Origin of the sequence: Phenylobacterium glaciei, assembly GCF_016772415.1 — a bacterium.
Lineage (GTDB): Bacteria > Pseudomonadota > Alphaproteobacteria > Caulobacterales > Caulobacteraceae > Phenylobacterium > Phenylobacterium glaciei.
This window is the reverse complement of the sequence record NZ_JAGSGD010000001.1, coordinates 1,878,067-1,901,506: the sequence shown is the minus strand read 5'-3', so window position 1 is coordinate 1,901,506 and position 23,440 is coordinate 1,878,067. Positions and strand designations below refer to the sequence as shown.

24 protein-coding genes are annotated in these 23,440 nt (G+C 67.7%); 14 read left to right on the top strand and 10 right to left on the bottom strand.

Going from position 1 to position 23,440, the window contains the following annotated elements; all coding sequences use genetic code 11:
- Window positions 1–151: 151 nt before the first annotated feature.
- From JKL49_RS09200 to flbT, 3 genes are all read right to left on the bottom strand, one after another.
- The gene (locus JKL49_RS09200) at window positions 152–7,642 is read right to left on the bottom strand and encodes an ice nucleation protein (RefSeq protein ID WP_215339910.1); all 7,491 of its coding nucleotides are present in this window, start codon (window positions 7,640–7,642) and stop codon (window positions 152–154) included.
- 657 nt (window positions 7,643–8,299) lie between these two features.
- Window positions 8,300–8,665, bottom strand: a complete 366-nt coding sequence (flaF, locus tag JKL49_RS09195; RefSeq protein WP_215339909.1) for a flagellar biosynthesis regulator FlaF — start codon at window positions 8,663–8,665, stop codon at window positions 8,300–8,302.
- Window positions 8,631–9,053 carry a flagellar biosynthesis repressor FlbT gene (gene flbT / locus JKL49_RS09190; protein WP_215339908.1) on the bottom strand — a complete coding sequence of 141 codons (423 nt, stop codon included), beginning with the start codon at window positions 9,051–9,053 and terminating at the stop codon, window positions 8,631–8,633. The genes flaF and flbT overlap by 35 nt, the downstream gene beginning before the upstream one ends.
- A 245-nt stretch (window positions 9,054–9,298) precedes the next feature.
- Between flbT and JKL49_RS09185 the strand changes: the two genes are divergently transcribed.
- From JKL49_RS09185 to JKL49_RS09140, 10 genes are all read left to right on the top strand, one after another.
- On the top strand, window positions 9,299–11,089 hold the full coding sequence (locus tag JKL49_RS09185; RefSeq protein ID WP_215339907.1) for a tetratricopeptide repeat protein: 1,791 nt from the start codon (window positions 9,299–9,301) through the stop codon (window positions 11,087–11,089).
- Window positions 11,086–11,547 (top strand): DUF3429 domain-containing protein, encoded by a 462-nt coding sequence (locus JKL49_RS09180; RefSeq protein ID WP_215339906.1) that lies wholly within the window; start codon window positions 11,086–11,088, stop codon window positions 11,545–11,547. Before JKL49_RS09185 ends, JKL49_RS09180 begins: the two co-directional genes overlap by 4 nt.
- A gap of 1 nt (window position 11,548) precedes the next feature.
- A complete protein-coding gene (locus JKL49_RS09175; protein ID WP_215339905.1) occupies window positions 11,549–12,277 on the top strand; it encodes an SDR family NAD(P)-dependent oxidoreductase in 729 nt (242 codons plus the stop codon).
- A gap of 79 nt (window positions 12,278–12,356) precedes the next feature.
- Entirely contained in the window at window positions 12,357–12,692 is a 336-nt protein-coding gene (locus JKL49_RS09170; protein ID WP_215339904.1) for a hypothetical protein, read from the top strand.
- A gap of 135 nt (window positions 12,693–12,827) precedes the next feature.
- Window positions 12,828–13,703 (top strand): AAA family ATPase, encoded by an 876-nt coding sequence (locus JKL49_RS09165; protein WP_215339903.1) that lies wholly within the window; start codon window positions 12,828–12,830, stop codon window positions 13,701–13,703.
- An 80-nt stretch (window positions 13,704–13,783) separates the two neighbouring features.
- On the top strand, window positions 13,784–14,584 hold the full coding sequence (locus JKL49_RS09160; protein WP_215339902.1) for a hypothetical protein: 801 nt from the start codon (window positions 13,784–13,786) through the stop codon (window positions 14,582–14,584).
- 198 nt (window positions 14,585–14,782) lie between these two features.
- A complete protein-coding gene (locus tag JKL49_RS09155) occupies window positions 14,783–15,106 on the top strand; it encodes an ArsR/SmtB family transcription factor (RefSeq protein ID WP_215339901.1) in 324 nt (107 codons plus the stop codon).
- Window positions 15,103–15,513, top strand: coding sequence for an SRPBCC family protein (locus JKL49_RS09150; protein WP_215339900.1), 411 nt, complete (start codon window positions 15,103–15,105; stop codon window positions 15,511–15,513). The genes JKL49_RS09155 and JKL49_RS09150 overlap by 4 nt, the downstream gene beginning before the upstream one ends.
- A gap of 36 nt (window positions 15,514–15,549) precedes the next feature.
- Window positions 15,550–15,780, top strand: a complete 231-nt coding sequence (locus JKL49_RS09145) for a hypothetical protein (RefSeq protein WP_249778062.1) — start codon at window positions 15,550–15,552, stop codon at window positions 15,778–15,780.
- A gap of 5 nt (window positions 15,781–15,785) precedes the next feature.
- Complete coding sequence (locus tag JKL49_RS09140; protein ID WP_215339898.1) at window positions 15,786–16,229, top strand: DUF1801 domain-containing protein; 444 nt, start codon at window positions 15,786–15,788, stop codon at window positions 16,227–16,229.
- A gap of 98 nt (window positions 16,230–16,327) precedes the next feature.
- Here the strand turns inward: JKL49_RS09140 and JKL49_RS09135 are convergent, their stop codons facing one another.
- Window positions 16,328–16,699, bottom strand: coding sequence for a hypothetical protein (locus JKL49_RS09135; protein WP_215339897.1), 372 nt, complete (start codon window positions 16,697–16,699; stop codon window positions 16,328–16,330).
- Window positions 16,700–16,716: 17 nt separating this feature from the next.
- Window positions 16,717–17,529 carry a universal stress protein gene (locus JKL49_RS09130; RefSeq protein WP_215339896.1) on the bottom strand — a complete coding sequence of 271 codons (813 nt, stop codon included), beginning with the start codon at window positions 17,527–17,529 and terminating at the stop codon, window positions 16,717–16,719.
- 109 nt (window positions 17,530–17,638) lie between these two features.
- Between JKL49_RS09130 and JKL49_RS09125 the strand changes: the two genes are divergently transcribed.
- From JKL49_RS09125 to JKL49_RS09115, 3 genes are read left to right on the top strand one after another with little or no spacing between them, the layout of a single operon-like run.
- Window positions 17,639–18,256, top strand: a complete 618-nt coding sequence (locus JKL49_RS09125; RefSeq protein ID WP_215339895.1) for a YfbR-like 5'-deoxynucleotidase — start codon at window positions 17,639–17,641, stop codon at window positions 18,254–18,256.
- 2 nt (window positions 18,257–18,258) lie between these two features.
- Entirely contained in the window at window positions 18,259–18,768 is a 510-nt protein-coding gene (locus JKL49_RS09120) for a tyrosine phosphatase family protein (protein ID WP_215339894.1), read from the top strand.
- Between the two features lies 1 nt (window position 18,769).
- A complete protein-coding gene (locus JKL49_RS09115; RefSeq protein WP_249778061.1) occupies window positions 18,770–19,732 on the top strand; it encodes an NUDIX hydrolase in 963 nt (320 codons plus the stop codon).
- 125 nt (window positions 19,733–19,857) lie between these two features.
- Here the strand turns inward: JKL49_RS09115 and JKL49_RS09110 are convergent, their stop codons facing one another.
- The 5 genes from JKL49_RS09110 to JKL49_RS09090 form a co-directional block, all read right to left on the bottom strand.
- Window positions 19,858–20,256, bottom strand: coding sequence for a hypothetical protein (locus tag JKL49_RS09110; protein WP_215339892.1), 399 nt, complete (start codon window positions 20,254–20,256; stop codon window positions 19,858–19,860).
- Between the two features lie 203 nt (window positions 20,257–20,459).
- Window positions 20,460–21,389 (bottom strand): sterol desaturase family protein, encoded by a 930-nt coding sequence (locus JKL49_RS09105; RefSeq protein WP_215339891.1) that lies wholly within the window; start codon window positions 21,387–21,389, stop codon window positions 20,460–20,462.
- Complete coding sequence (locus JKL49_RS09100) at window positions 21,389–21,775, bottom strand: hypothetical protein (protein ID WP_215339890.1); 387 nt, start codon at window positions 21,773–21,775, stop codon at window positions 21,389–21,391. Before JKL49_RS09100 ends, JKL49_RS09105 begins: the two co-directional genes overlap by 1 nt.
- 69 nt (window positions 21,776–21,844) lie before the next feature.
- Complete coding sequence (locus tag JKL49_RS09095; protein WP_215339889.1) at window positions 21,845–22,201, bottom strand: response regulator; 357 nt, start codon at window positions 22,199–22,201, stop codon at window positions 21,845–21,847.
- Between the two features lie 47 nt (window positions 22,202–22,248).
- Window positions 22,249–22,428 carry a hypothetical protein gene (locus tag JKL49_RS09090; RefSeq protein ID WP_215339888.1) on the bottom strand — a complete coding sequence of 60 codons (180 nt, stop codon included), beginning with the start codon at window positions 22,426–22,428 and terminating at the stop codon, window positions 22,249–22,251.
- Window positions 22,429–22,630: 202 nt separating this feature from the next.
- On the opposite strand from JKL49_RS09090, the gene JKL49_RS09085 reads away from it, so the two are divergent.
- Window positions 22,631–23,377, top strand: coding sequence for a terminase small subunit-like protein (locus tag JKL49_RS09085; RefSeq protein ID WP_215339887.1), 747 nt, complete (start codon window positions 22,631–22,633; stop codon window positions 23,375–23,377).
- Window positions 23,378–23,440: the final 63 nt, after the last annotated feature.

Genomic DNA, 23,440 nt, shown 5'->3' with positions numbered 1-23,440 from the left:
GCCGTGCCGGACCCAAGCGGCCTGCGACTCGGCCAGAGGATTCCGTCAGCCCGTTGTGGCGCCTCTGAAGCCTGGATTCCAGACCGGGGATCGGAATGCGACCATCTGCGCCGGGCTCGAAAGCCCGGCGCAGGGGTGGCGTCCGCCGCGTTTAGGTCGAGGCGACGTAGGCGGCGATCTGAGCGTCGTCCAGGCTCTGGACCTGGGTGGCGGTCATGGCGTTCAGCAAGGTCGAGTTCATGCCGGAGATGTTGGTCACCGACAATCCGTCGAGCTGGGTGGCCGTCAGGCCCGTGATCTGGGTCGTCGCCAGAGCATTGGCCTGCGTCACCGAGAAGCCGGCGACCACCGTGGCGGAGAGCGCGCCCACCTGGGTCGAGGACAGCGCCGCGAACTGGGTGTCGGCCAGATCGCCGATATCGGTAGTGGAGAGACTCTTCAGCTGGGTCGTGGTCAGCGCCTTGACCTGGGTGGTGCTCAGCGCGCCGGTCTGGGTCGCGTTCAGGGCCGAGACCCCGGTTGCGGTCAGACCCGGGATCTGAGCCGCCGTCAGACTGCCCACCTGGGTGGAGCTGAACTCGCCGATATCCGTAGAGGTCAGGCCCGAGAGCTGGGTCGTGGTCAGCCCCTTCACCTGGGTGGTGGAGAGCGCCTGGAACTGGGTGGTGTCGAGCGACGAGATGTTCGTCGCCGTCAGGGCCCCGAGTTGCGCCGCCGAAAGGGCGTTGATCTGGGTCGAGGTCAGATCCCCGAAGTCCGTCGTACTGAGGGATTTCAGCTGGGTGGTGGTGAAGCCGCCCACCTGGGTGGTGGAGATCGCCTGAACCTGGGTGGCGTCCAGGGTGGAGAGGCTGGTCTGCGACAGCACCCCGATCTGCGCCGTGGAGAGGGCCCCGATCTGCGTGGTGTTCAGGGCTCCGACATTGGTCGACGTCAAGGCCGCGAACTGGCTGGAGCTGAGGGCGCCGATCTGGGTGTCCGCGAACTCCCCGATATCCGTCGTGGAGAGGCCAGCCAGCTGGCTGGTGGTCAGCGACTTCACCTGGGTGGTGGAGAGCGCCGCCGTCTGCGTGGCGTTCAGGGCCGAGAGGCCGGTGGACGTCAGCGCGGGCAGCTGAACCGTCGTCAGGGCGCCGATCTGGGTGGCGGTGAACTCACCGATGTCGGTGGTGAAGAGGCTCTTCAGCTGGGTCGTCGTGAGACCCTTCACCTGGGTGGTGGACAGCGCCGCCGTCTGAGTGGCGTCGAGGCTCGAGAGGTTGGTGGCGCTCAGGGCCCCGACCTGGTTGGCCGACAGCGCCCCGATCTGGGTCGAGGTCAGTTCACCGAAGTCAGTGGTCGACAGGCTGGCCACCTGGCTGGTGGTCAGGGCGCCGACCTGGGTCGTGGTCAGGGCCGCCGTCTGAGTGGCGTCCAGGGCCGAGAAGGCGGTGGCGCTCAGGGCCGAGATCTGGGTGGTGGCCAGAGCGCCCAGCTGGGTGGTGTCCAGGGTCTGGATGCTGGTGGTCGAGAGCGCGGCGATCTGAGCCGCAGTCAGCCCCCCCACCTGGGTCGACGAGAGTTCGCCGATGTCGGTGGTGTCGAGGCCCTTGAGCTGGGTCGAGGTCAGGCCCTTCACCTGGGTGACCGAGATCGCCGCCACCTGGGTAGCGTTGAGGGCCGAGATGTTGGTCGCCGTCAGCGAGCCCAACTGAGTGGGCGTCAGCGCCCCCACCTGGTCACCCGAAAGCTCGCCGATGTCGGTGACGCTGAGACCCGAGAGCTGGGTCGAGGTCAGGCCCTTCACCTGGGTGGCGGAGAGCGCCGCGACCTGGGTCTGGTTCAGGGCCGAGAAGGCGCCTGCCGTCAGGGCGGAGACCTGGCTGGCGGCCAGGGCGCCGATCTGAGTCGAGGTGAACTCGCCGACATCGGTGGCCGAGAGCGCGCTGAGTTGCGTCGTCGCCAGACCCTTGACCTGGGTTGTGGAGAGCGAGCTGACCAGGGTCGCATCGAGGCTGGAGATGTTCGTGGCGGTCAGGGCCCCGAGCTGGCCGGCGGACAGCGAACCGATCTGGGTGGAGGTGAGCTCACCGAAGTCGGTGGTGCTCATCGCCTTCAGCTGGGTCGTGGTCAGGCCCGACACCTGGGTGGTGGTCAGACCGGCGGTCTGGGTGGCGTCCAGGGCCGAGAGGTTGGTGGACGAGAGCGCGCCGATCTGGGCGGCCGAGAGAGCGCCGACCTGCGTGGAGTCGAGGGCGCCGATATTGGTGGCGGTCAGGGCTCCGAGCTGGCTGCTGGTGAGCGCGCCAACCTGGGTCCCCGTCAGTTGCCGGACGTCGGTGGCGTCCAGACCCTTCAGCTGGGTTGTCGTCAGGGCCTTCACCTGGGTGGTGGTCAGGGCCGCCGTCTGAGTGGCGTCCAGGGCCGCGATGCCGGTGGAGGTCACCGCAGCGATCTGGACGGCGCTGAGCGCCGAGATCTGGGTGGAGGTGAACTCACCGATGTCGGTGGCCGAGAGCGCGCTGAGCTGGGTGGTGGCCAGACCCTTGACCTGGGTGGTCGAAAGGGCGCCGACCTGGGTAGCGTTCAGCGACGAGATGTTGGTGGCGGTGACCGCGCCAAGCTGAGCCGCCGAGAGCGAATTGATCTGGGTCGAGGTCAGTTCACCGAAGTCAGTGGTCGACAGCGCCTTCATCTGGCTGGTGGTGAGGCCGCCCACCTGGGTGGTGGTCAGGCCGCCGATCTGGGTGGCGTCGAGGCCCGACAGGCTGGTGTCGGACAGCGCCCCGATCTGGGCGGCCGATAGGGCGCCGAGCTGGGTGGTGTCCAGGCTGGCCAGGCTGGTGGAGGACAGGGCCCCGATCTGGGCCGCCGACATCGCCCCGACCTGGGTCGAGGAGAGTTCGTTGACGTCGGTGGTGTCCAGCGCCCTGACCTGGGTCGCCGAGAGCGCCTTGACCTGGGTCACCGTGATCGCCGCCACCTGAGTAGCGTTGAGGGCCGAGATGTTGGTCGCCGTCAGGGCGCCGATCTGCGAGGGCGTCAGGGCGCCGATCTGGGTGTCGGCGAATTCGCCGATGTCGGTGGTCGAGAGGCCCGCCAGCTGGCCGGTTGTGAGCGACTTCACCTGAGTGGTGGAGAGCGCCGCGGTCTGGGTGGCGTTCAGGTTCGAGACATTGGTCGCCGTCAGCGAGGCCAGTTGCGTGCCGCCCAGCGCGCCGACCTGGGTGGAGGTCAGTTCGCCGATGTCGGTGGAGGTCAGGGCAGAAAGCTGGGTGGTCGCCAGACCCTTCACCTGGGTCGTGGAGAGCGCCGCGGTCTGGGTGGCGTCGAGGCTGGAGACGTTCGTCGAGCTCAGAGCCCCGATCTGGGCCGCCGACAGCGCCCCGATCTGGGTGGAGGTCAGTTCACCGAAGTCGGTGGTGGAGAGCCCCTTCACCTGGGTGGTGGTCAGACCACCGATCTGGGTTGTGGAGAGCAGCGCCGTCTGGGTGGCGTCCAGGGCCGAGAGGCTCGCGCTGGAGAGCGAGCCGATCTGGGCCGAGGTCAGGGCCGCGATCTGGGTCGCGTCAATGGCCGCCAGGTTGGTGGAGGAGAGAGCGCCGATCTGACTGGTGGTCAGGGCGGCGATCTGGTCCCCGGAGAAGTCGCCGATGTCGGTGGTGTCCAGACCCTTCAGTTGGGTCGTGGTCAGCGCTTTCACCTGGGTGGTGGAGAGGGCCGCGGTCTGGGTGGCGTTCAAGGCCGAGATGTTGGTGGCCGTCAGCGCCGCGATCTGGCCGTTGGACAGGGCTCCGACCTGGGTGGCGGTGAACTCGCCGATGTCGGTGGCCGAGAGCGCGCTGAGCTGGGTCGTCGCCAGACCCTTGACCTGGGTTGTCGAGAGCGACGCGACCTGGGTGGCGTTCAGAGACGAGATGTTGGTGGAGGTCAGGGCGGACAGCTGATTGGCGCTGAGCGCGCCGATCTGGGTCGAGGTCAGTTCACCAAAGTCGGTGGTCGAAAGGGCCTTCAGTTGGCTGGTGGTCAGGCCGCCCACCTGGGTGGTGGTCAGGCCGCCGATCTGGGTGGCGTCCAGGCCCGACAGGCTGGTGTCGGACAGAGCGCCGATCTGGGCGGCCGAGAGGGCGCCGAGCTGGGTGGTGTCCAGGCTGGCCAGGCTGGTGGAGGACAGGGCCCCGATCTGGGCCGCCGACATCGCCCCGACCTGGGTCGAGGACAGTTCGTTGACGTCGGTGGTGTCCAGCGCCCTGACCTGGGTCGCCGAGAGCGCCTTCACCTGGGTCACGGTGATCGCCGCCACCTGAGTTGCGTTCAGGGCCGAGATGTTCGTCGCCGTCAGGGCGCCGATCTGCGAGGGCGTCAGGGCGCCGATCTGGGTGTCGGCGAACTCGCCGATGTCAGTGGTCGAGAGGCCCGCCAATTGGCCGGTGGTCAGCGATTTCACCTGGGTGGTGGAGATCGCCGCGACCTGGGTGGCGTTCAGGTTGGAGACATTGGTCGCCGTCAGCGAAGCCAGTTGAGCGCCGCCGAGCGCGCCGACCTGGGTGGAGGTCAGTTCACCGATGTCCGTCGACGTCAGAGCCGAGAGCTGGGTGGTCGCCAGGCCCTTGATCTGGGTCGTGGAGAGCGCCGCCGTCTGGGTGGCGTCGAGGCTGGAGACGTTCGTCGAGCTCAGGGCCCCGATCTGGGCCGCCGACAGCGCGCCGATCTGGGTGGAGGTCAGTTCACCGAAGTCGGTCGTGGAGAGGCCCTTCACCTGGGTGGTGGTCAGACCGCCCACCTGGGTGGTGCTGAGGCCGGCGATCTGGGTGGCGTCCAGGCCCGAGAGGCTGGTGGACGACAGGGCGCCGATCTGGCCCGCCGAGAGGGCGCCGAGCTGGGTGGTGTCCAGGCTGGCCAGGCTGGTGGAGGACAGGGCGCCGATCTGCGCCGCCGACAGAGCGCCGACCTGATCGGCCGAGAGTTCACCGATGTCGGTGGTGTCCAGCGCCTTCAGCTGGGTGGAGGTGAGCGCCTTGATCTGGGTGGTGGTGATCGCCGCCGTCTGGGTGGCGTTGAGCGCCGACAGGTTGGTGGCGGTCAGCGAGGCCAGTTGGCTGGTGGACAGGGCGCCGATCTGGGTGTCGGCGAACTCGCCGATGTCGGTGGTCGACAGACCGGCCAGCTGGCCGGTGGTCAGCGACTTCACCTGGGTGGTGGAGAGCGCCGCGGTCTGGGTGGCGTTTAGGGCCGAGATGTTGGTGGCCGAGAGCGCCGCGAGCTGGGTGCCGCCGAGCGCGCCCACCTGGGTGGTGGTCAGCTCACCGATGTCGGTGGTGGAGAGGCCCGACAGCTGGGTGGTGGCCAGCCCCTTGACCTGCGTCGTCGTCAGCGCCGCCGTCTGGGTCGCGTTGAGCGACGAGATGTTGGTGGAGGACAGCGCCCCCACCTGGGCGGCCGACAGCGCGCCGATCTGGGTCGAGGTCAGCTCACCGAAGTCGGTGGTGGAGAGCGTCTTCAGTTGGGTCGTGGTCAGGCCACCGACCTGAGTGACGCTCAGCGAGCCCGTCTGGGTGGCGTCGAGGGTCGAGAGGCTGGTGGCGGACAGGGCCCCGATCTGGGCCGCCGTCAGGGCGCCCAGCTGCGTGGAGTCCAGCGAGCCGATATTGGTGGAGGACAGGGCGGCGATCTGGGTCGTGGCCAGGGCGGCGATCTGGTCGCCGGAGAAGTCGCCGATGTCGGTGGTGTCGAGGCCCTTCAGCTGGGTGGTCGACAACGCCTTCACCTGGGTGGTGGAGAGGGCGGCGGTCTGGGTGGCGTCCAGGGTCGAGATGTGGGTGGCGGTGAGCGCGCCGATCTGGGCGTTGCTGAGCGCGCCGATCTGGGTCGCGGTGAACTCACCGATGTCGGTGTTGCTCAGGGCGCTGAGCTGAGTGGTGGCCAGGCCCTTGACCTGGGTCGTCGACAGCCCCGCCACCTGGGTGGCGTTCAGGGACGACAGGTTGGTCGAGGTCAGCGAGGCCAGTTGATTGGCGCTGAGCGCGCCGATCTGGGTCGAGGTCAGCTCACCGAAGTCGGTGGTGGAGATCGACTTGAGCTGGGTCGTCGTCAGACCCCCCACCTGGGTGGTGGTCAGGGAGGCGACCTGGGTGCCGTCGAGGCCCGAGAGGCTGGTGGACGACAGCGAACCGATCTGGGCCGCCGAGAGCGCGCCCAGCTGGGTGGAGTCCAGGCTGGCCAGGCTGGTGGAGGACAGGGCCCCGATCTGGGCCGCGGACATGGCGCCGACCTGCGTCGAGGACAGTTCGCCCACGTCGGTGGTGTCCAGCGCCTTGATCTGGCTGTCGGAGAGCGCCCGCACCTGGGTGACCGACAGGGCCGCGACCTGGGTGGCGTTGAGAGCGGAGATGTTGGTGGAGGTCAGGGCGCCGATCTGGGCGGCCGACAGGGCGCCGATCTGGGTGTCCTTCAACTCACCGATGTCGGTGGTGGTCAGGCCCGCGAGTTGGCCGGTGGTCAGGCCCTTGACTTGGGTCGTGGAGAGCGCCGCCACCTGGGTGGCGTTCAGGGCCGAGACGGCGGTGGCCGTCAGCGCGGCCAGTTGGGTTCCGGCGAGGGCGCCGACCTGGGTGGTGGTCAGTTCGCCGACGTCGGTGGTGGTCAGCGACTTCAGTTGGGTGGTGGTGAGACCGCCGAGCTGGGTGGTGGTGAGCGCCGCCGTCTGGGTGGCGTCCAAGCCCGAGATAGCGGTCGCCGAGAGCGCGCCCAGCTGGGCCGCCGACAGGGAGCCGATCTGGGTCGAGGTCAGCTCGCCGAAGTCGGTGGTCGACAGGGACTTCAGTTGGGTGGTGGTCAGGCCGCTCACCTGGGTGGTGCTCAGCGAGCCCGTCTGGGTGGCGTCGAGCGCCGACAGGCCCGCCGGGGTCAGGGCCCCGACCTGCGCCGCCGTCAGGGCGCCAACCTGGGTCGCGTTCAGGGCGGTGACCTGGGTCGTGGCCAGGACGCTGACCTGGCTGGTGGTCAGGGCGCCGATCTGGGTGGAGGAGAGCTCCCCGATATCGGTGGTGCTGAGGCCCTTCAGCTGGGTGCTGGTGAGGCCCTTGACCTGAGTGGCGCTCAGCGCCCCCACCTGGGTGGAGTCGAGGGCCGAGATGTTGGTGGCCGAAAGCGCCGCGACCTGACCGGCCGAGAGGGCGCCCACCTGGGTGGCGTCGAGCTCGCCAATGTCGGTGGTGCTGAGACCGGCGAGCTGGGTGGTGGTGACGCCCTTGATCTGCGTGGCGGAGAGGACGGAGACCTGGGTGTCGTCCAGCCCCGAGAGATTGGTGGCCGACAGCGCCCCGATCTGCGTCGAGCTGAGGACCGCGATGTGGGAGGTGTCGAGCGCACCGAGCTGGGTGGAGGTGAGCGCCTTGACCTGGGGGGCGCTGAGAACCTGAAGCTGCTCGGTATCGAAGACCACGGCTGTGTCGAAGTGCGGGATCTGCGTCGCCGACAGCCCCTTCACCTGGGTGGCTGAGAGCGCCCCGACCTGGGTGGTGTCGAGGGCCGCGATCCCAGTGGTGTTGATCGACCCGACCTGGGTCGCGCTGAGCGAGCGGATCTCCGTCTGGGAGAGACTCTGTATGACGGTGACCGATAGGGCGCCGATCTGAGCCGCCGAGAGGCTGGAAATCGCCATGTGAGCTTCCTAGTCGAGAATTTTGAGCGCGGGTTCAGATCGGTCGAAACACAACAAGTCTGGGGAGCGCGATACTACCTGGACGCGTTTCCCCGACCCCACCCACAACAGAAACACTTACCAGTGTGTTACGATGATTCTTGGCCGCAGAAGCCGTTATCCCCGGGCTCCGGAAGTGTTGGGACAGACTAGAGGGCGGGGGGCAGGTGTTTCGCCACCATCTGGTCTTCCGTAACCGGAGAGACGACTCACCCGGACCAGGCGGCGACGCGTCGGTGTAGCCCCCTCCCTGGGGTGGGTTGCGGTGGCGGCGCCACTTTCTAGCCATGCGGCAGACACAATCGGCACTCGTTACGGGGCTTGGGTTTGCGCGATCCCGGGGATGCGGCCTCCCCTCCCCTCGCGGCCCAGCCGTCGGCGCGGCGTCCGGCTCGCGCGTGAGACGGGGAACACCGCGGGGCCTCGCGCACCACCGGTCTCGGCTCGGATATCCAGGGTCACCGAAAGCCGTGGAAACACCCCCCGCGACCTTAGCGCGCAGGCCCAAGATTTACTGTGAAGGTTCACCAAAGCGCCGCCGAAACAGGGCCCTTTTCGTGGTTGGGACCGGCCTCCAGAGGCGCAGCGTCGCTTGATTCGGCTGATTCGCCGGGCGGCTCAGGCGGCCTCGGCTGCACCGCCGCTGAGACCCTGCATGATCATGCGATTGATCTCGATCAGGTCCTGGATGTCGTCCTGGCCACGGATGACCAGGCTGGTGTGCTTGCCGACCCAGATGGCCAGCGAAATGATGGAGGCGCGCAGCGTTTCGGGCAGCGCGTTTTCCGGCGCGCCACAGTCGGTGGCGAAGGCCGACCACATGCGGCGGTTCCAATCGAGCGCGTCCATGCGGCCGCCCAGATCCGAGGGATCGAGCTTGGCCGCCTCCATGAGGGCGCGCGTGACCTGGCCGAAGAGACGATACTCCGTCTCCCGGGAGGTCTCTGCCCTAGCCGCGGTCTGCTGGTACGCTCGAAGCGACATTCGTCCCCAACCTCTGATCTTCGTACTCTATGAGCTTTCGGCAGAGCATCAGCGCCTTGTAGTATTCCCGTTCCATGCAGTGCTTTGAGATCGCCACGCACTCCGACAACACGGCGGGGTTCCGAATCACGCCCATGAACTCGGTGAGGCGGTGAACGAATTCGTCGTAGTAGCGGGCGGCGCCGGTCTCATCGAGGTACATCATCATCACCGGGAAGTAGATTCGGCGCGCCGGCGTGGTGACTTCTTCTTGCTGCATGATGTCCTTCTCTCGAAGGACAGAGGCTTTGTTCTGGAGAATCAGGACTCCACGGCGGTCGCCGTTCTGGACGACTGCGCCGTTGAGCACGAATTTCTCGCCGGGTTTCAGCGACAATTTCAGCGGCACGACGCGTTTCCTCCGAACAACCTGCGCCTTAGAGACGCGAATTCCTGAACTGGCCTGCCCCGGAGGCGAAACCTTCGTTCCGGGACCTAGGACGCATAACCGCATGTAGGTTAACGACGCCTTGCGACGGGATGCGACCTATGCGGCGGAAAGTCCCGCCCCGATCCGGGCTTAGCGCCAGATTAACCATGAACGCCTGTATCTGAGCCGATATCCTGCCCTATCGACTCGAAGGACCCCGGTTCATGCCGCGTTCGGCCAAGCCCACCGCCACATCGCCGCTCGCGCTTGAGTCACGGACGGCGCCGACCCCGGCGCGGCTGTCGGCCGAGGCCATGGGATCGGGGGCCGACCGCACCGCGCTCAACAAGCTCAACGCCGCCATCGGTGAGCTGAAGGCCTTGGCGGTGCAGCCCCTGCTGCAGAGCGCGGTGAACGCCCTGCGCAAGGAAGACCACCAGCGCGGTGCCGAATGGGCGATCAAGGCCCTGGAGCAGGACGAGCGGAGCGGGTTCGCCTGGTACATGCTGGCCATCGCCCGGGAGATGGCCGGCGACTTCAAAGGCTCCATCACCTGCTACGAGGCGGCGATCGCCCTCCTCCCAGACCATGCCGAACTGGCCAACAACCTGGGCCGGCTGGCCTTCCGGCTGGGGCAGACCCCCGTGGCCGAGCAGCTGTTCCGCCACTTCCTGGCCCGCTTCCCCGACCATCCGGAAGGCGCCAACAACCTGGCCTGCGCCCTGCGTAGCCAAAGCCGGTTCGACGAGGCCATCGCGGTGCTAAAGAGCGCCCTGACCAAGGACCCCAGCCATCCGATGGTCTGGAACACCCTGGGCACCGTGATGGCCGAACAGGGCGACCCGTTGAACGCCCTGATCTTCTTCGACGAGGCTCTGCGGCAGGACGAGAGCCTGGCCAAGGCCCGCTACAACCGCGGCAACATGAAGATGGCCATCGGCGAGATCGAGGCCTCCCTCGTCGACTGCGAGGCCGCCCTGGCCCAGGTGACGCTCGAATCCGAGCGCCAGATGATGCGCCTGTCGCGCTCCACCATCCTGATCAACCTGGGCCGCATCGGCGAGGGCTGGGACGACTACGAGGCGCGGCTGCACCCCCAGTTCGCCGACTCCACCCAGTTCATCACCGACCGCCCGCTCTGGACGCCCGGCGACCACCTGACCGGCAAGTCGCTGCTGGTGATCGGCGAGCAGGGCCTGGGCGACGAGATCCTGTTCGCAAACCTGCTGCCTGACGTGGTCGAGGCCCTGGGGCCGGAGGGCAGGCTGACCATCGCTGTCGAGCCCCGACTGATACCCCTTTTCCAGCGGTCCTTCCCCACCGCAGAGGTGGGCGCCCACGCCACCTTCACCCACGAAGGGCGCTCGATGCGGACCGTGCCGTTCATGGCCGGGCGTCTGGAGAGCGTCGACCTCTGCGTCCCCATGGGCTCGCTGCTGCGCCAGTTCCGCCGCGCGGTGAGCGACTTTCCACGGCGCGAACGGTTCCTGACCGCCGATCCGGCCCGCGTGGCCCACTGGCGAGAGGTGCTGACCTCCGCGCCGGCCGGCAAGAAGGTCGGTCTGCTCTGGAAAAGCGCTGTCGCCAGCGCCGGCCGTCACCGCTTCTTCTCGCCCTTCGAACAATGGGCCCCGATCCTGGCCACACAGGGCGTCTGCTTCGTCAACCTGCAGTACGGCGACTGCGCGCAGGAGATCGAGCAGGCGCGCCGCGAGCTGGGGGTAGACATCTGGACGCCGCCCGGCATCGACCTGAAGAAGGACCTGGACGACCTGGCGGCCCTGACCTGCGCCCTCGACCTGACCGTGGGCTTCGCCAACGCCACCTCCAATATCGGCGCGGCCTGCGGTGCGCCCTGCTGGCTGATCTCCACGCCGGGCGCCTGGCCCCGCGTGGGGACCGACCACTATCCCTGGTATCCGCAGATGCGGGTCTTCCTGCCGCCGGGCTTCCAGCAATGGGACGCGGTGATGGTCGAGGTCGCCGAGGCCCTGACGCAGTTCGCCGGGTCATGACGGCGCCACCGGACACCGGCCGGTCACGCCGCGCGATCCCGCCCGTCGTCCTGACCTACGGCGTACTGGGGCTGGCGCCCTTCCTGGCGCCCCCGCTGGTCGGCCTGCTTTCACCGGATCTCTCCAGGCTGGCGGCCACCGGGCTGGCGCTCTACGGCGGCCTTATCCTCTCCTTCCTGGGCGGCGCGCGCTGGGGGATCGCGGTCGCCGAGGACCAGCCTCGGGCCTCAACCGTCACCCTGGCCATGATCCCGACCCTCGTGGGCCTGGCCCTGCTGCTGCTCCCGCCGGCGGCCCAGACGGCGAAGCTGGTGGGACTGGCCGCAGCCCTCTCCTTCCATCTGGTTTGGGACCTGCGCAGCCTGGGCCTGCCGTCCTGGTACGCCGCCCTGCGAACCCTGCTGACCGCCGGCGCCGTGGTGGGCCTGGTCGCCGGGGCGGTCCTGTTGCGGGGCTGAGATGGCGGCGAGCCTGGCCATCGTCATCGGCGGCTCCGGAGGGATTGGCCGGGCGCTTGCCCGACGTCTGGGCGACAGCCCCGCCCATGATCTGGTTCTCTCGATCTCCCGGCGGCGGCCCGAGGGCTGGGTCGACACGCCGCGCCAAGCCTGGATCGAGGCCGACATCCTGGACGAGGAGAGCCTGGCCCGCGCCGCGAAGCATGCCGCAGGCCTCGGCGCGCCGCGCCGCATCCTGGTGGCCACGGGCCAGCTTCACGGGCCGGGCCTGGCGCCGGAAAAGACCATGCGATCCCTCGACCTCGCCGCGCTCACCGCCCTGTTCGCCATCAACGCCGCGGGACCGGCCCTGGCCGCCAAGCACTTCCTGCCCCTGACGCCCCGCGACCAGCCGAGCGTCTTCGCCGCGCTCTCAGCTCGGGTCGGCAGCATCGGCGACAACCGGCTGGGTGGCTGGTACGGCTACCGCGCCTCCAAGGCGGCCCTCAATATGTTGATCCGCACCCTGGCGATCGAGCACCGGCGAACCCGACCGCTCGGCCTATGCGTGGCCCTGCACCCCGGCACGGTCGACACCGACCTCAGCGCGCCCTTTCAGGGCGGCGTGGCGGCCGAGGCCCTCTTCTCCCCGGAGCGTTCGGCGCAGGCTCTGCTGGAGGTGCTGGACACCCTTGGACCAGACGACAACGGCGGGTTCTTCGCCTGGGACGGGACGCCTATCGCCTGGTGAAAGCGGCGGAACGGGCAGGCTGGCCGGGGGTTAAGGCCAGTGTGGAACGCCCTTTCCGGGCGTCCTAGGAGTTCAGCCCATGCCCGGCCCCACCGAGTTCGAGGATACCCCTGACGGCCAGGATCGGGCCGAGGCGATGGACGAGACCAATCTCGACGACCGCGAGCAGATCGGCGAGATGCGCACGTTCGAGGAACTGGCCGAGGTGCTGGACGTCACCCATGAGCCGCAGGACGACCAAGACGACGAGCTGCTGGCCGACAATGACGACGAACCCGGCCCCGACGATGTCGAGGGTCCCTTCGTCGTGCACGCCGGCGAGAGCGACGACGACCTCGACAAGCGGATCGACGAGGGGCTGAAGGAGAGCTTTCCGGCCTCCGACCCGCTTTCGGTGACGCGGCGTGAGGATTAGCCAGAACGCCAATTAGCGCCGGGCGCGACGTTCATGCCGCTTGAATGTCGCGGCTGTCCCTTTAGGTTGGCCGCAGGTTGAAACATTTGTTCGAGCGCGAGCGTCTTTTTACGCCCGCCCCTGGGGAGCCCAATTATGAGCGAGCGTCAGCGTTTTGAAGGCACCGACAATTACGTCGCCACCGAAGACCTCAAGGTGGCCGTCAACGCCGCCATCGCGCTTGAGCGTCCGCTGCTGATCAAGGGTGAGCCCGGCACCGGCAAGACCGTCCTGGCCTTTGAGATCGCCAAGGCGCTCGGCGCCGAGATGATCACCTGGCACATCAAGTCCACCACCAAGGCGCACCAGGGCCTGTACGAGTACGACGCCGTCACCCGCCTGCGCGACAGCCAGCTGGGCGACGAGCGCGTCAAGGACGTGAAGAACTACATCAAGAAGGGCAAGCTCTGGGAGGCCTTCACCGCCGACAAGCGCCCCGTCCTGCTGATCGATGAGATCGACAAGGCCGACATCGAGTTCCCGAACGACCTGCTGCAGGAACTCGATCGGATGGAATTCTACGTCTACGAGACCAATGAGACGATCAAGGCTGAGGTCCGGCCGATCGTGATCATCACCTCCAACAACGAGAAGGAACTGCCGGACGCCTTCCTGCGCCGCTGCTTCTTCCACTACATTCGCTTCCCGGAAGCCGAGACGATGAACGAGATCGTCGAAGTCCACTATCCCGGCATCAAGCAGAAGCTGGTCGCTGAGGCCCTGCGCATCTTCTACGACATGCGCAAGGTGCCGGGCCTGAAGAAGAAGCCCTCCACGTCGGAACTGCTCGACTGGCTGAAGCTGCTGATGGTCGAGGACATCGACGCGGCGGCCCTGGCCGAGAAGGATCCCACCAAGCTGATCCCGCCGCTGCACGGCGCCTTGCTGAAGAACGAGCAGGACGTGCACCTGTTCGAGCGCCTGGCCTTCCTGGCCCGCCGCGAAGGTGCGGGTTCGCGTCCGGGTCAATAACGCTTACGACGAATTCACTCGACCAAACCGAGGGCTCCGGTCACCGTTCCATGCGAACGGGATCGGAGCCCTTTTTTGTTATGAAGACCCTGCTGTTGCTGGCCGCCTCGGCCCTGGCGCTCGCCGCCTGTCAGAGACCCGCCACCGTTTCCGCCAAACTGGACTGCCCCCACAACGAGGGCGGCTTGACCCTGGTGAGCGCCGCCGCCAACGGACAAAGCTGCATCTACCGCGAAAGCGACGGCGCGGAGGTGACCCTGACCCGCATGGCCGTGAAGGGAAGCGCCATGGCGACCCTGGCCTCGCTGGAGGCTGAGTTGAAGGCCCTCGGCGGCAAGCCCATCGGCGCCTCCAGCGCCGACAAGGCCAATTTGGCCACGGCCGGTACGTCGGCGGAAGCCGCGCGCGTCGAGGCCGAAGCCCGCGCCGACGCCAAGATCGACGCGGCCGCCGAGGCTGGCGAGGTGAAGGGTGACCACCCGACGATCCAGGCTAAGGTTGAGGATAACGAAGACGGCAGCGAGCGCACCCAGGTCGACTTCCCCGGCCTGCACATCAAGGCTGACGGCGACAAGGCCGATGTCCATGTCGGCCCCATCCACATCGACGCCGACGGCGACAACTCCACGGCCACCATCAAGCTGTACCGGGACGTCCGCCTGCGCGGCGAAGCCCTGTCGCGGGTGAAGCGCGGCATGCGCGCCACCTTCATCTATGCGGGCAGTGACCTGTCGGGCGGCTACAAATATCTGGGCTACGAGGCCTCAGGCCCCAAGACCGGGCCGATCACGGTGGCCATCGTGAAATCGACCTCCGAAAGCCAGCAAAACGACATGTACGACGACGTCAAGAAGCTGGTCCGCCGGAACGGCGGCGCTTGATCCCGGCGTCGCAAGCCGGCGCCGACCTCTTCAGACCAACGCCTTACGCATAGCCCTTCGGGTATGCGAGCCCTGCCCGTTCCCGGCGCGGCGGCTCGGCTTCGCCATGGTGCAGAGGCCAAGTTCCAGACGGTGCTTGACCGACACATATCTCGATGGCTATACATTAATCCATAGCCACGAGGTTATCGATCCGACATGACGACCGCGCAGGACGTCCTCTTCAGAACCCTCGCCGATCCCACCCGGCGGGCTCTCTTCGAACGGCTGTGCCGCGAGGGCGAACAGACCGTGGGGGCCCTGACAGCCCAGGCCGGGGTCTCGCAACCGGCCGTCTCCAAACACCTGGGGGTGCTGAGGCGGGCCGGCCTGGTGCGCGACCGCCACGAAGGCCGCCAAACCCATTACAGCGCCCAACTCGACGCTCTGGCGCCCCTGGTCGACTGGACCAGCCAGATGGCCGGGTTCTGGGAAAGCCGGTTCGATGACCTGGAAGACCTGCTGAAAAGGATGGACCAATGACCAGCGCCGCCAACGAAAGGCTTTCCGTCGTCGTCGAGCGCGAGATCGCCTATCCGCCGGAAAAGATCTGGCGCGCGCTCACCCAACCGCACCTGATCGAGGACTGGCTCATGAAGACCGACTTCAAGCCCGTCGTGGGCCACAGCTTCAAGCTCAGCGCGAACTGGGGCGCCGTAGACTGCCAGGTGCGGACGCTCGAGCCGAACAAGACGCTCTCCTATAGCTGGGACGCTATGGGTCTGGAGAGCGTGGTCACCTGGACCCTCACCCCCACCAGCACCGGGACCCATCTGCGGATGGAGCAGGTTGGCTTCCGGCCCGATCAACAGCAGGCCTACAGGGGCGCCACGGCCGGGTGGCCGCGGTTCTTCGACGGATTGGAGCAGGTGCTGGCGCGGGCCGACTAGGGTCGGTCCATGGCGCGCCTCCAGAGGAGATCGGACTTGAACACCTGGATTCGACAGGTTCACCGTTGGGTGTGCATTGCCTTCACGGCGGGCGTCACCGCCAACATCGTCGCCATCTTCGTCCTGAAGCAGGCCAAACCCAACCTGTGGGTTGGGCTCTCGGCGCTCCTGCCGCTCATCTTGCTGCTGCTCACGGGCCTGTACATGTTCGTGCTGCCCTATGCCGCCAGGTGGCGCGCCCAGCGGCCCGCCGGCGGATCGGAGTGAAAGCGATGGCGACCACGAAGGCCGATGGAGGTGATCAGACCGAGGACGAAGGAAGCACCCCCTCCCAGCTCATCGATGCGCGGATCAAGGATCTGGGCGACTGGCGCGGCGAGATGCTCGCGCGGCTCCGCGACCTCATCCGCCAGGCCGACCCCGCCGTGGTCGAGGAGTGGAAGTGGCGCGGGGTTCCGGTGTGGTCGCACGCCGGAATCATCACCACCGGCGAGACCTACAAGGCCGTGGTCAAGCTGACCTTCGCCAAAGGGGCTGCGCTGGAGGACCCATCAGGGCTCTTCAATTCCAGCCTTGAAGGTAACACCCGCCGCGCCATCGATTTCCCAGAGGGTGCGGCGGTCGACGAGGAGGCGTTGAAAACGCTGATCCGCGCCGCCGTCGCGCTCAACGCCGCGCGGCCCGCCCGCGCGGCGAAGAAACCCAGGAGCGCCTAGAGCACGATGCGATTAGATGGAATCGTCTGATCGTTTAATCGTGCTTTAGATTCAAGAGTTTAGAGCCCAATTCAGGCTTCGAGAGAAGCCATCAGGCTCTAGGCTGGCTGAACCTCGACCACCTTGTAGGTCAGCGGGCGGCCGTCCTCGTCGGCGACGGTCACATATTCGCCCACGGCGAAGCGGTGCTCGCCCAGGCGGTGGACCGGCTCGTCGTCGGCGGTGTCGTCACTGTCATAGTCGAAGAACCAGCGTGCGCCCTTCTTGGCCAGGCGGCCGTCGGTGGCGTCCTCATCCGGCTGGAACCGGCGCACCACGCATTCGGCCTTGGCCTTGGCGTAGGCCGCCTCGTCGATGTGCCCGTCAGCGGTCAGCGGCGCGGTCAGCGAATAGCCGCGGTGGTCGTCGCCACCGGCGAACTCGGTGCCGGGGTTGCGGGCAAGCCGCATGACGATGCGCGAGAGGCTCATGGCAGATACGCTTTCGATTAGTGGGAGAGGAACAGGGACGGCTGGTCAGCGGCCAGCAGCGAACGGGTGGTGCCGCCGAAAATGAACTCCTGCAGACGCGGGTGTCCGAAGGCGCCGGCCACCAGAACGTCGGCGTCGGCCTTTTTTGTGGCGTAGAGCAGCAGGGGGGCGGCGTCGCCGGAGTCCGGCAGGATATCGATGTCGGCGGCGATGTTGCGGGCCGCGAAATAGGCCTGCAGGCGCGTGGGATCAAAGCTGCGCGAGCTGGCCTTGGGGGCCGCCAGGATTACCACCCGGGACGCCTTTTCCAACAGCGGCATGGCCAGGCGCGCGGCGCGGGAGGCTTCCTTGCCGCCATCCCAGGCCACGGCGATCACGCCGCCGGTCTTGAAGCCCTCGCGGGCGATCAGCACCGGGCGCTGCTCGTCGGCCACCATCTGTTGAAAGGCTTCGGCCAGCGGGCCACGGCCGCGCGGCGGATCGTTGGTGAAGACCACCACGTCGGAAAGCCGGCTCTCGGCCGACAGCCCGGCCCAGACCGGGGTCTGCAGGGAAATGAACGCGGCCTTGGCGTAGCCGCAGGCGTCGACGGCGGCGCGCGCCTTGACCTCGCCGGCCGCGGCGGCCTCCTTCAGGGACTCCAGCGCGGTGGACTGCACCCCGCCCAGGAAGCCCTCGCCCATCCAGGGCATCACATCGGCGACATCGGCGGGGGTGTAGACACAGGCAAGCTCGGCGCCGAAGGGCTCGGCCAGCAGGGCGGCGGCCTTCACGGCGGCCTTGTCGCCCTCGCCGCCGGACAGCGGCGTCATGATTCTAGCCCAGCTCATGTGTTTCCCCTTGGCGTTGATGCACGGTGACGACGACGATGGACCTGCACATTGATCTTTCTCAAGTCCTGGTACAGGTCACGAGCTTGAGTGTGAGGGGAACGCGTCGGTGAGGAAAGGGCTCCATAAGGCCAACAAAGAACCTCGCGCCTGGCAACGCATGTTGTCGGGTCGACGTTTGGACCTGTTGGACCCTTCGCCGATGGACATCGAGATCGAGGATATCGCCCACGGCCTGGCCCGGGTGGCGCGCTGGAACGGCCAGACGATCGGCGAGCACGCCTTCTCGGTGGCCCAGCATTCCGTCGTCGTCGAAGAGATCTGCGTCCACATCCAGCCCGACCTAGAGCCGCGCTGGCGGCTGGCGGCCCTGCTGCACGACGCCTCTGAGTACGTCATAGGCGACATGATCAGTCCGTTCAAAGCCGCGCTGGGCTATGACTACAAGCTGTTCGAGGAGCGGCTGGAGCATGCGATCCATACGCGGTTCGGATTGCCGGCGAAGGTGCCGGCGGCGGTGAAGAAGCTGATCAAGCGGGCCGACCGGGCCTGCGCCTTCTTCGAGGCGACCCAACTGGCCGGGTTCGCACTGGCGGAGTCGATCGAGTTCTTCGACGCCCCGCCGGAGGGCTACGACTTGCGCATCCAACCGTTGTCGGCGGCGCAGGCGCAGCTAGGTTACGTTCAGCGTTACCAGGCGCTGTCGCAGGCCCTTGAGGCGGAGTGAGCGTGACCTTCATCATTTGCGGACTGGCCGAGGTTCCCGCCGTGATCGCCGCCCGGGCGCCGTCACACATGGTCACCCTGCTGGACCCGGCCAGCATGATCGCCACGCCCGCGGGGATCGAGGCCGCCAATCACCTGCGCCTGGGGGTCAACGACATCGCCGAGCCGATGGACGGCATGATCCCCCCCGATGAGCAGCTGGTCCACGACCTGCTGGCCTTCGGGACGACGTGGCAGGGCGACGCGCCGATGCTGATCCACTGCTGGGCGGGCATCAGCCGCTCCACCGCCAGCGCCTTCGTCCTGGCGTGCGCGCACAATCCGGACGCCGACGAGCGGGCGATGGCCCAGGTGATGCGCCGGGCCGCCCGCCACGCCTCCCCCAACCGGCGGATCATCGCCCTGGCCGACGACATCCTGGGCCGCCGCGGCCGGATGGCCGACGCCGTGGCGGCGATGGGCGACTATGACTATCAGGCGGCCCGGCCCTTCGACTTCCCGGCCCGTCATTAGGATGGACCGCGCCGTTGTCATCGGGCTCTCGGCCGTGGTGGTCGCCATCCGCGATGGTCAGGCTGTGGTGCTGACCGTGCGGCCCCAGGGGCAGCAGGCGGGCCTGCCGTTTGGCCCCTTCGACCCCGACGGCCACCGGACGTTCGAGCTGGCCCTGCGCGCCTTCGTGACCGCACAGACGCGATTTGACCTGGGCTATGTCGAGCAGCTCTACACGTTCGGCGACAAGGGCCGCGACGCCCCCCTGGCCGACATGGGGGCCGGGACCGGGGCGGCGCGGGTCATCTCGGTGGGCTATCTCGGCCTGACCCCCCAGGCCGTCGAGACCCATGCCCCCGACACCGTCTGGGCCGACTGGAGCCGGTTCTTTCCCTATGAGGACTGGCGCGAAGGTCGTCCGGCGGCCCTGACGGCGCTGGAGCCGGCCCTGCGGCAATGGGCCAAGGCCGCGTCTGGCGCGGAATCCACCCGCCGCCGCGCCGCCGCGCGCCTGCTGTTTGCTTTGGACGACGCCCCTTGGAACGAGGAGCGGGTGCTGGAGCGCTATGAGTTGCTCTACGAGGCGGGCCTGGCGCCCGAAGCCGCCCGCGACCGGGGCGAACGCGCGCCCTCCCCCGCCCTGGCCGCGGCCATGGGCGAGCCAATGTTCTCCGACCACAGGCGCATCTTGGCGACGGCCCTGTCGCGCCTGCGCGGCAAGCTGAAATACCGTCCGGTGGTGTTTGAACTGATGCCCGAGGCCTTCACCCTGTCCTTCCTGCAAAGGGCGGTGGAGGCGATCGCCGGGGTTCCGCTGCACAAGCAGAACTTCCGCCGGGCGCTGGAACGCGCCGACATGGTGGAGGGCCTGGGCCGGGTGGACACCGACACTGGCGGCAGGCCTGCGGAACTGTTCCGATTCCGCCGCGAAATTCTCGGCGCGCGGCCGGTTTCAGGGCTCAGCCTGCCCCTCCTGCGGGACTGAGGGGGCGAAACGAGCGTCAGGCCCGAGAAAGGCGCGCGTGCGTGCCCCGCCAGTGACGGCAGGCGCAGTCCGATCCCCTGCGAGGCGCGTTGGCGGTGGCGACCAGGCTGGAGACCGGCCGTCCTCTACTGCGGCCGGCGGGGCAGGGTCCTGGCGCGCTCAACACAGGCCCGCAGACCCGGGCTCAAATCCGCCCGCAAGAGGGCGGCCTTGTCGGGCTGGCCATCACCATGCTTAAGGCCCGCGTACCAGGCCGGCAGGAGGTCGTCGAGAACGCGCTTGGCTGCCTCCGGCCCCACACGCTCGGCCATGACCTCGCCGTGATAAATGACGCGGTCGGCGATCTGGTAGACCTCATCCATCAGGTTCAGATCCGCCTGGCTCGGATGGTTGTCCGGCTTGGTCAAGGAGATGAAACCGCCGAGCCTAAGCTGGCAAAGATAATCGTCCCGCAAAGCCGACACAGAGGCGTCGTCAGCAGGCTGCGCTGAGGCCGGCGCGGCCCCCCCAAGCGCCACCAGCATGGCCGCCACCACGGCCGGAAGCGTTGAATCTCTTGTCACCATCGCAAACCCCCGTTTCGCCCTTGCCGCGCCGACCCGGCGCTGATCACAGCGAAAGTTTAGGCTCATCGGGCCCGACCGTCTAATCGGAGGTCCACGCCTGGCGGCCACGCACCTTTCCGCTGGGAGCGCGAGAATCAGACGTCGCATCCGGAGACCTCCTCCTAGGCGGCGACGTCAGGCCTGTTGGGCTTTTCAAGCGACGCCTCCCACTGGGCCTTCAAGGTCGCCGAGGTCTCGCGGGAGCCGTCGGGGCTCCAGCCGGGGGGGCCGAACAGGTAGCCGCCCACCTCGCGCAGCGACCGCGAGCCGGCTAGGTCCTTGGCGATGCCGCCCCACTCGTGAAAAGCCACCCGGATAATGTTGAAGTTGCTGAGGTTCTTGACGATCCCGTAGCGTGGCTTCTCCTCGTCCAGTTCCGGCTGGAAGGTGCCGAACATCCGGTCCCAGACGATCAGGATGCCGGCATAGTTGCGGTCGAGGTAGCGCGGGTTGCGGGCGTGGTGGACGCGGTGATGGGAGGGGGTGTTGAACACCGCCTCGAACCATTTCGGCATCCGCCCGATAGCTTCTGTGTGGATCCAGAACTGGTAGACGAGGCTGACCCCCTTCTGGATGGCCAGCATGGCCGGCGGGAAGCCCAGGAAGGCCAGCGGCAGCCAAAGGGCCCAGGTGGCGGCGAGGCCTCCGGTCCAGGTCTGCCGCAGGGCGGTCGACAGGTTGTAGTGCTGAGAGGAGTGGTGGTTGACGTGGGCCGCCCACCAGAAGCGCCGCTCGTGGCTGAGCCGGTGGAACCAGTAGTAGGTGAGGTCCTCCAGGAAGAAGAGCGCCACCCAGGCCCAGATGGCGGTCATGGGAACGTCGAAGACGCGGTGGTTCCAGACCCAGATCGTGGTGGCGACCGCGACGCCGCCGGTCAGCAGACCCGCGACATTGCTGCCCAGGCCCATGGCCAGGGAGGCCATGGTGTCCTTGGTCTCATAGTGGCTCTTCACCGCCTTGAAGCGGGTGAGCGCGATTTCCAGGATGATGGTGAGGACGAAGAACGGAACCGCCACGGTGACCGGATCGAAGGGCGCGTGCAGAGGATCCATCAGGCGGCTCCCGCCGGCGGCCAGCTGTCGAAGGCCAGGCGGGCGCGGGGCGCGGCGATGTCGGCCAGGTCGAGCTTCAGCACCCCGTCGCGGAAGCTGGCGGCCACGGCCTGGGCCCAGGGGATGTGGCGGGCGGCATAGCCGTCGCCCACCTCGCACAGCACCAGGGCCGAGGCGCCAGAGCGGGCGAGCGCCCCTCGCCCATCATTGGCGACCCAGAGGCCGTCCAGGACCTTGCCGGGGAACTCGTCGGCGAACAGGGCCCGGGCGCGGGCGTCGCTGAGCGGCGACATCGGCTTGGCGATCTTGGCCCAGGCGGCCAGCGCCACCAGCAGGGCCACGGCCGCGAAGGATCCAGCGAACTGGATCGCGAATTGTTTGTCCAAAGGCGTCTTCTCCCTGCGCCGAAGGTCCGCCGTGGGCGGACCAGCGTCAAGGGGTGTGGACGTCGCGAGCTACGCCGCCAGGGCGCGCCGCAGGCAGGTGACGATCTGATCGGCGTGGTAGGGCTTGGCGACGAACTCACTGCCGTCGGGCAGGCCGCCCGAGAGATCCGCGCCGCCGGTGGTCACCAGGATGCGGACGTCGGGCCAGCGGTCGTGGACCAGTTGGGCGAGGTCGATGCCGTCAAGGGAGCCCGGCATGTTCACATCGGTGAAGACGGCGCAGATGTCGTCATGGCTGCAGAGAATTTCCAGAGCCTGGGCCGCGTCGTCGGCTTCGATGACGGCGAATCCAGCTTCTTCGAGTCCGACGGCGGCGGTGAGGCGGACCAGGATTTCGTCTTCAACCAAGAGCACTAAGGGAGCCATGGAGACGCAACCTGTGGGGTCGGGGGAAGTTCCTCGCCGGCTGGCAATCAGGTCTCGGGCGGCTGGAAGAGATAGGCCCAGGGATAGCCGTGCGGCGGGGCCTCGCCAGAGGCCACGCGCAGAAGATCGCGGCGCGCCTTGGCGCTGAGGAACTGGGCGTAGGTGATCATTTCGGCCGTCGGCAGGTCGGCCTCGGCGGGGTTGGTGTCGGGAACCTCGGTTTGCATGGCGTCACCTCTGTTGCGACATCCGCCGCGATGACCGCCATGAAGCGCCCGCCCGCCTGAATGCTCGCGGAAGCGGGCCGTTGGCTGGCGTTCAGGTTTCCCCTTCATGGGCAGGACGCCATTTTGTTCTTGTTTCGTTCGCATGAACACGAAGGATGTGGCATAGTTGCGGGCTTCCACAACTGCCTCGGAGACAGCCAGCTTGGCCGGTTTCAGTGAACGTCTGCCGGAGGACGAACGGCGGGACGGCTATGATCGCGACCAGGTCGCGGACATCTGCGCGCGGATCGAGGCCGGCGAGAGCCTGCGCAAGATCTGCAAGGAAGAGGGCATGCCCAGCCCCGCGACCCTGCATCAATGGCGGCTGCGCTATCCCCTGTTCGCCGACCTCTATGGCGCCGCCCGGGCGACCGCGCGGCGCAACCAGATCGCGGCCGACCAGGACGCCCTGCTGCGCCAGAAGCGGCGGCGCAAACATCCCTGGGGCCGTCCCGACAGCTATACCGAGGAGATCGCCGCGGAAATCTGCCGCCGCCTCGCCGAGGGCGAGAGCCTGCTGTCCATCGGCGCCTCGCGCGACATGCCGGTGGTGCAGACCATCTACAAGTGGCTGCGCAAGCATGCCGACTTCCGGCAGGACTATGCCCGCGCCCGCGAAATCCAGGCCGACGTGAAGTTCGAACTGGCCTGGGAGATCGCCCGGCACGCCGCCCCGGAGACCGAACGGGTGGCGCGGCTGCAGTTCGACGTGATCCGCTGGCAGGTGGGGCGGCTGTCGCCAAAGAAGTACGCCGAGACCGAGCCGGAGGGGATCGAGGGCTTCGACCAGGACGTCTATATCCAGATCTTTGGGGAGACGCGCGCGCAGGACACTCTGCAGCTGGTGGCGGGGCCGAGCTTCGAGGCGATGAAGGCCAAGGCGGCGCGGGAGCCGGCCGGCGGGCGCTAGGTCTGGAGTTCGAGCGCGACCGAGGCGCCAGCGGTTGAGCCCACCATCCTTCTCGCTCGTTCC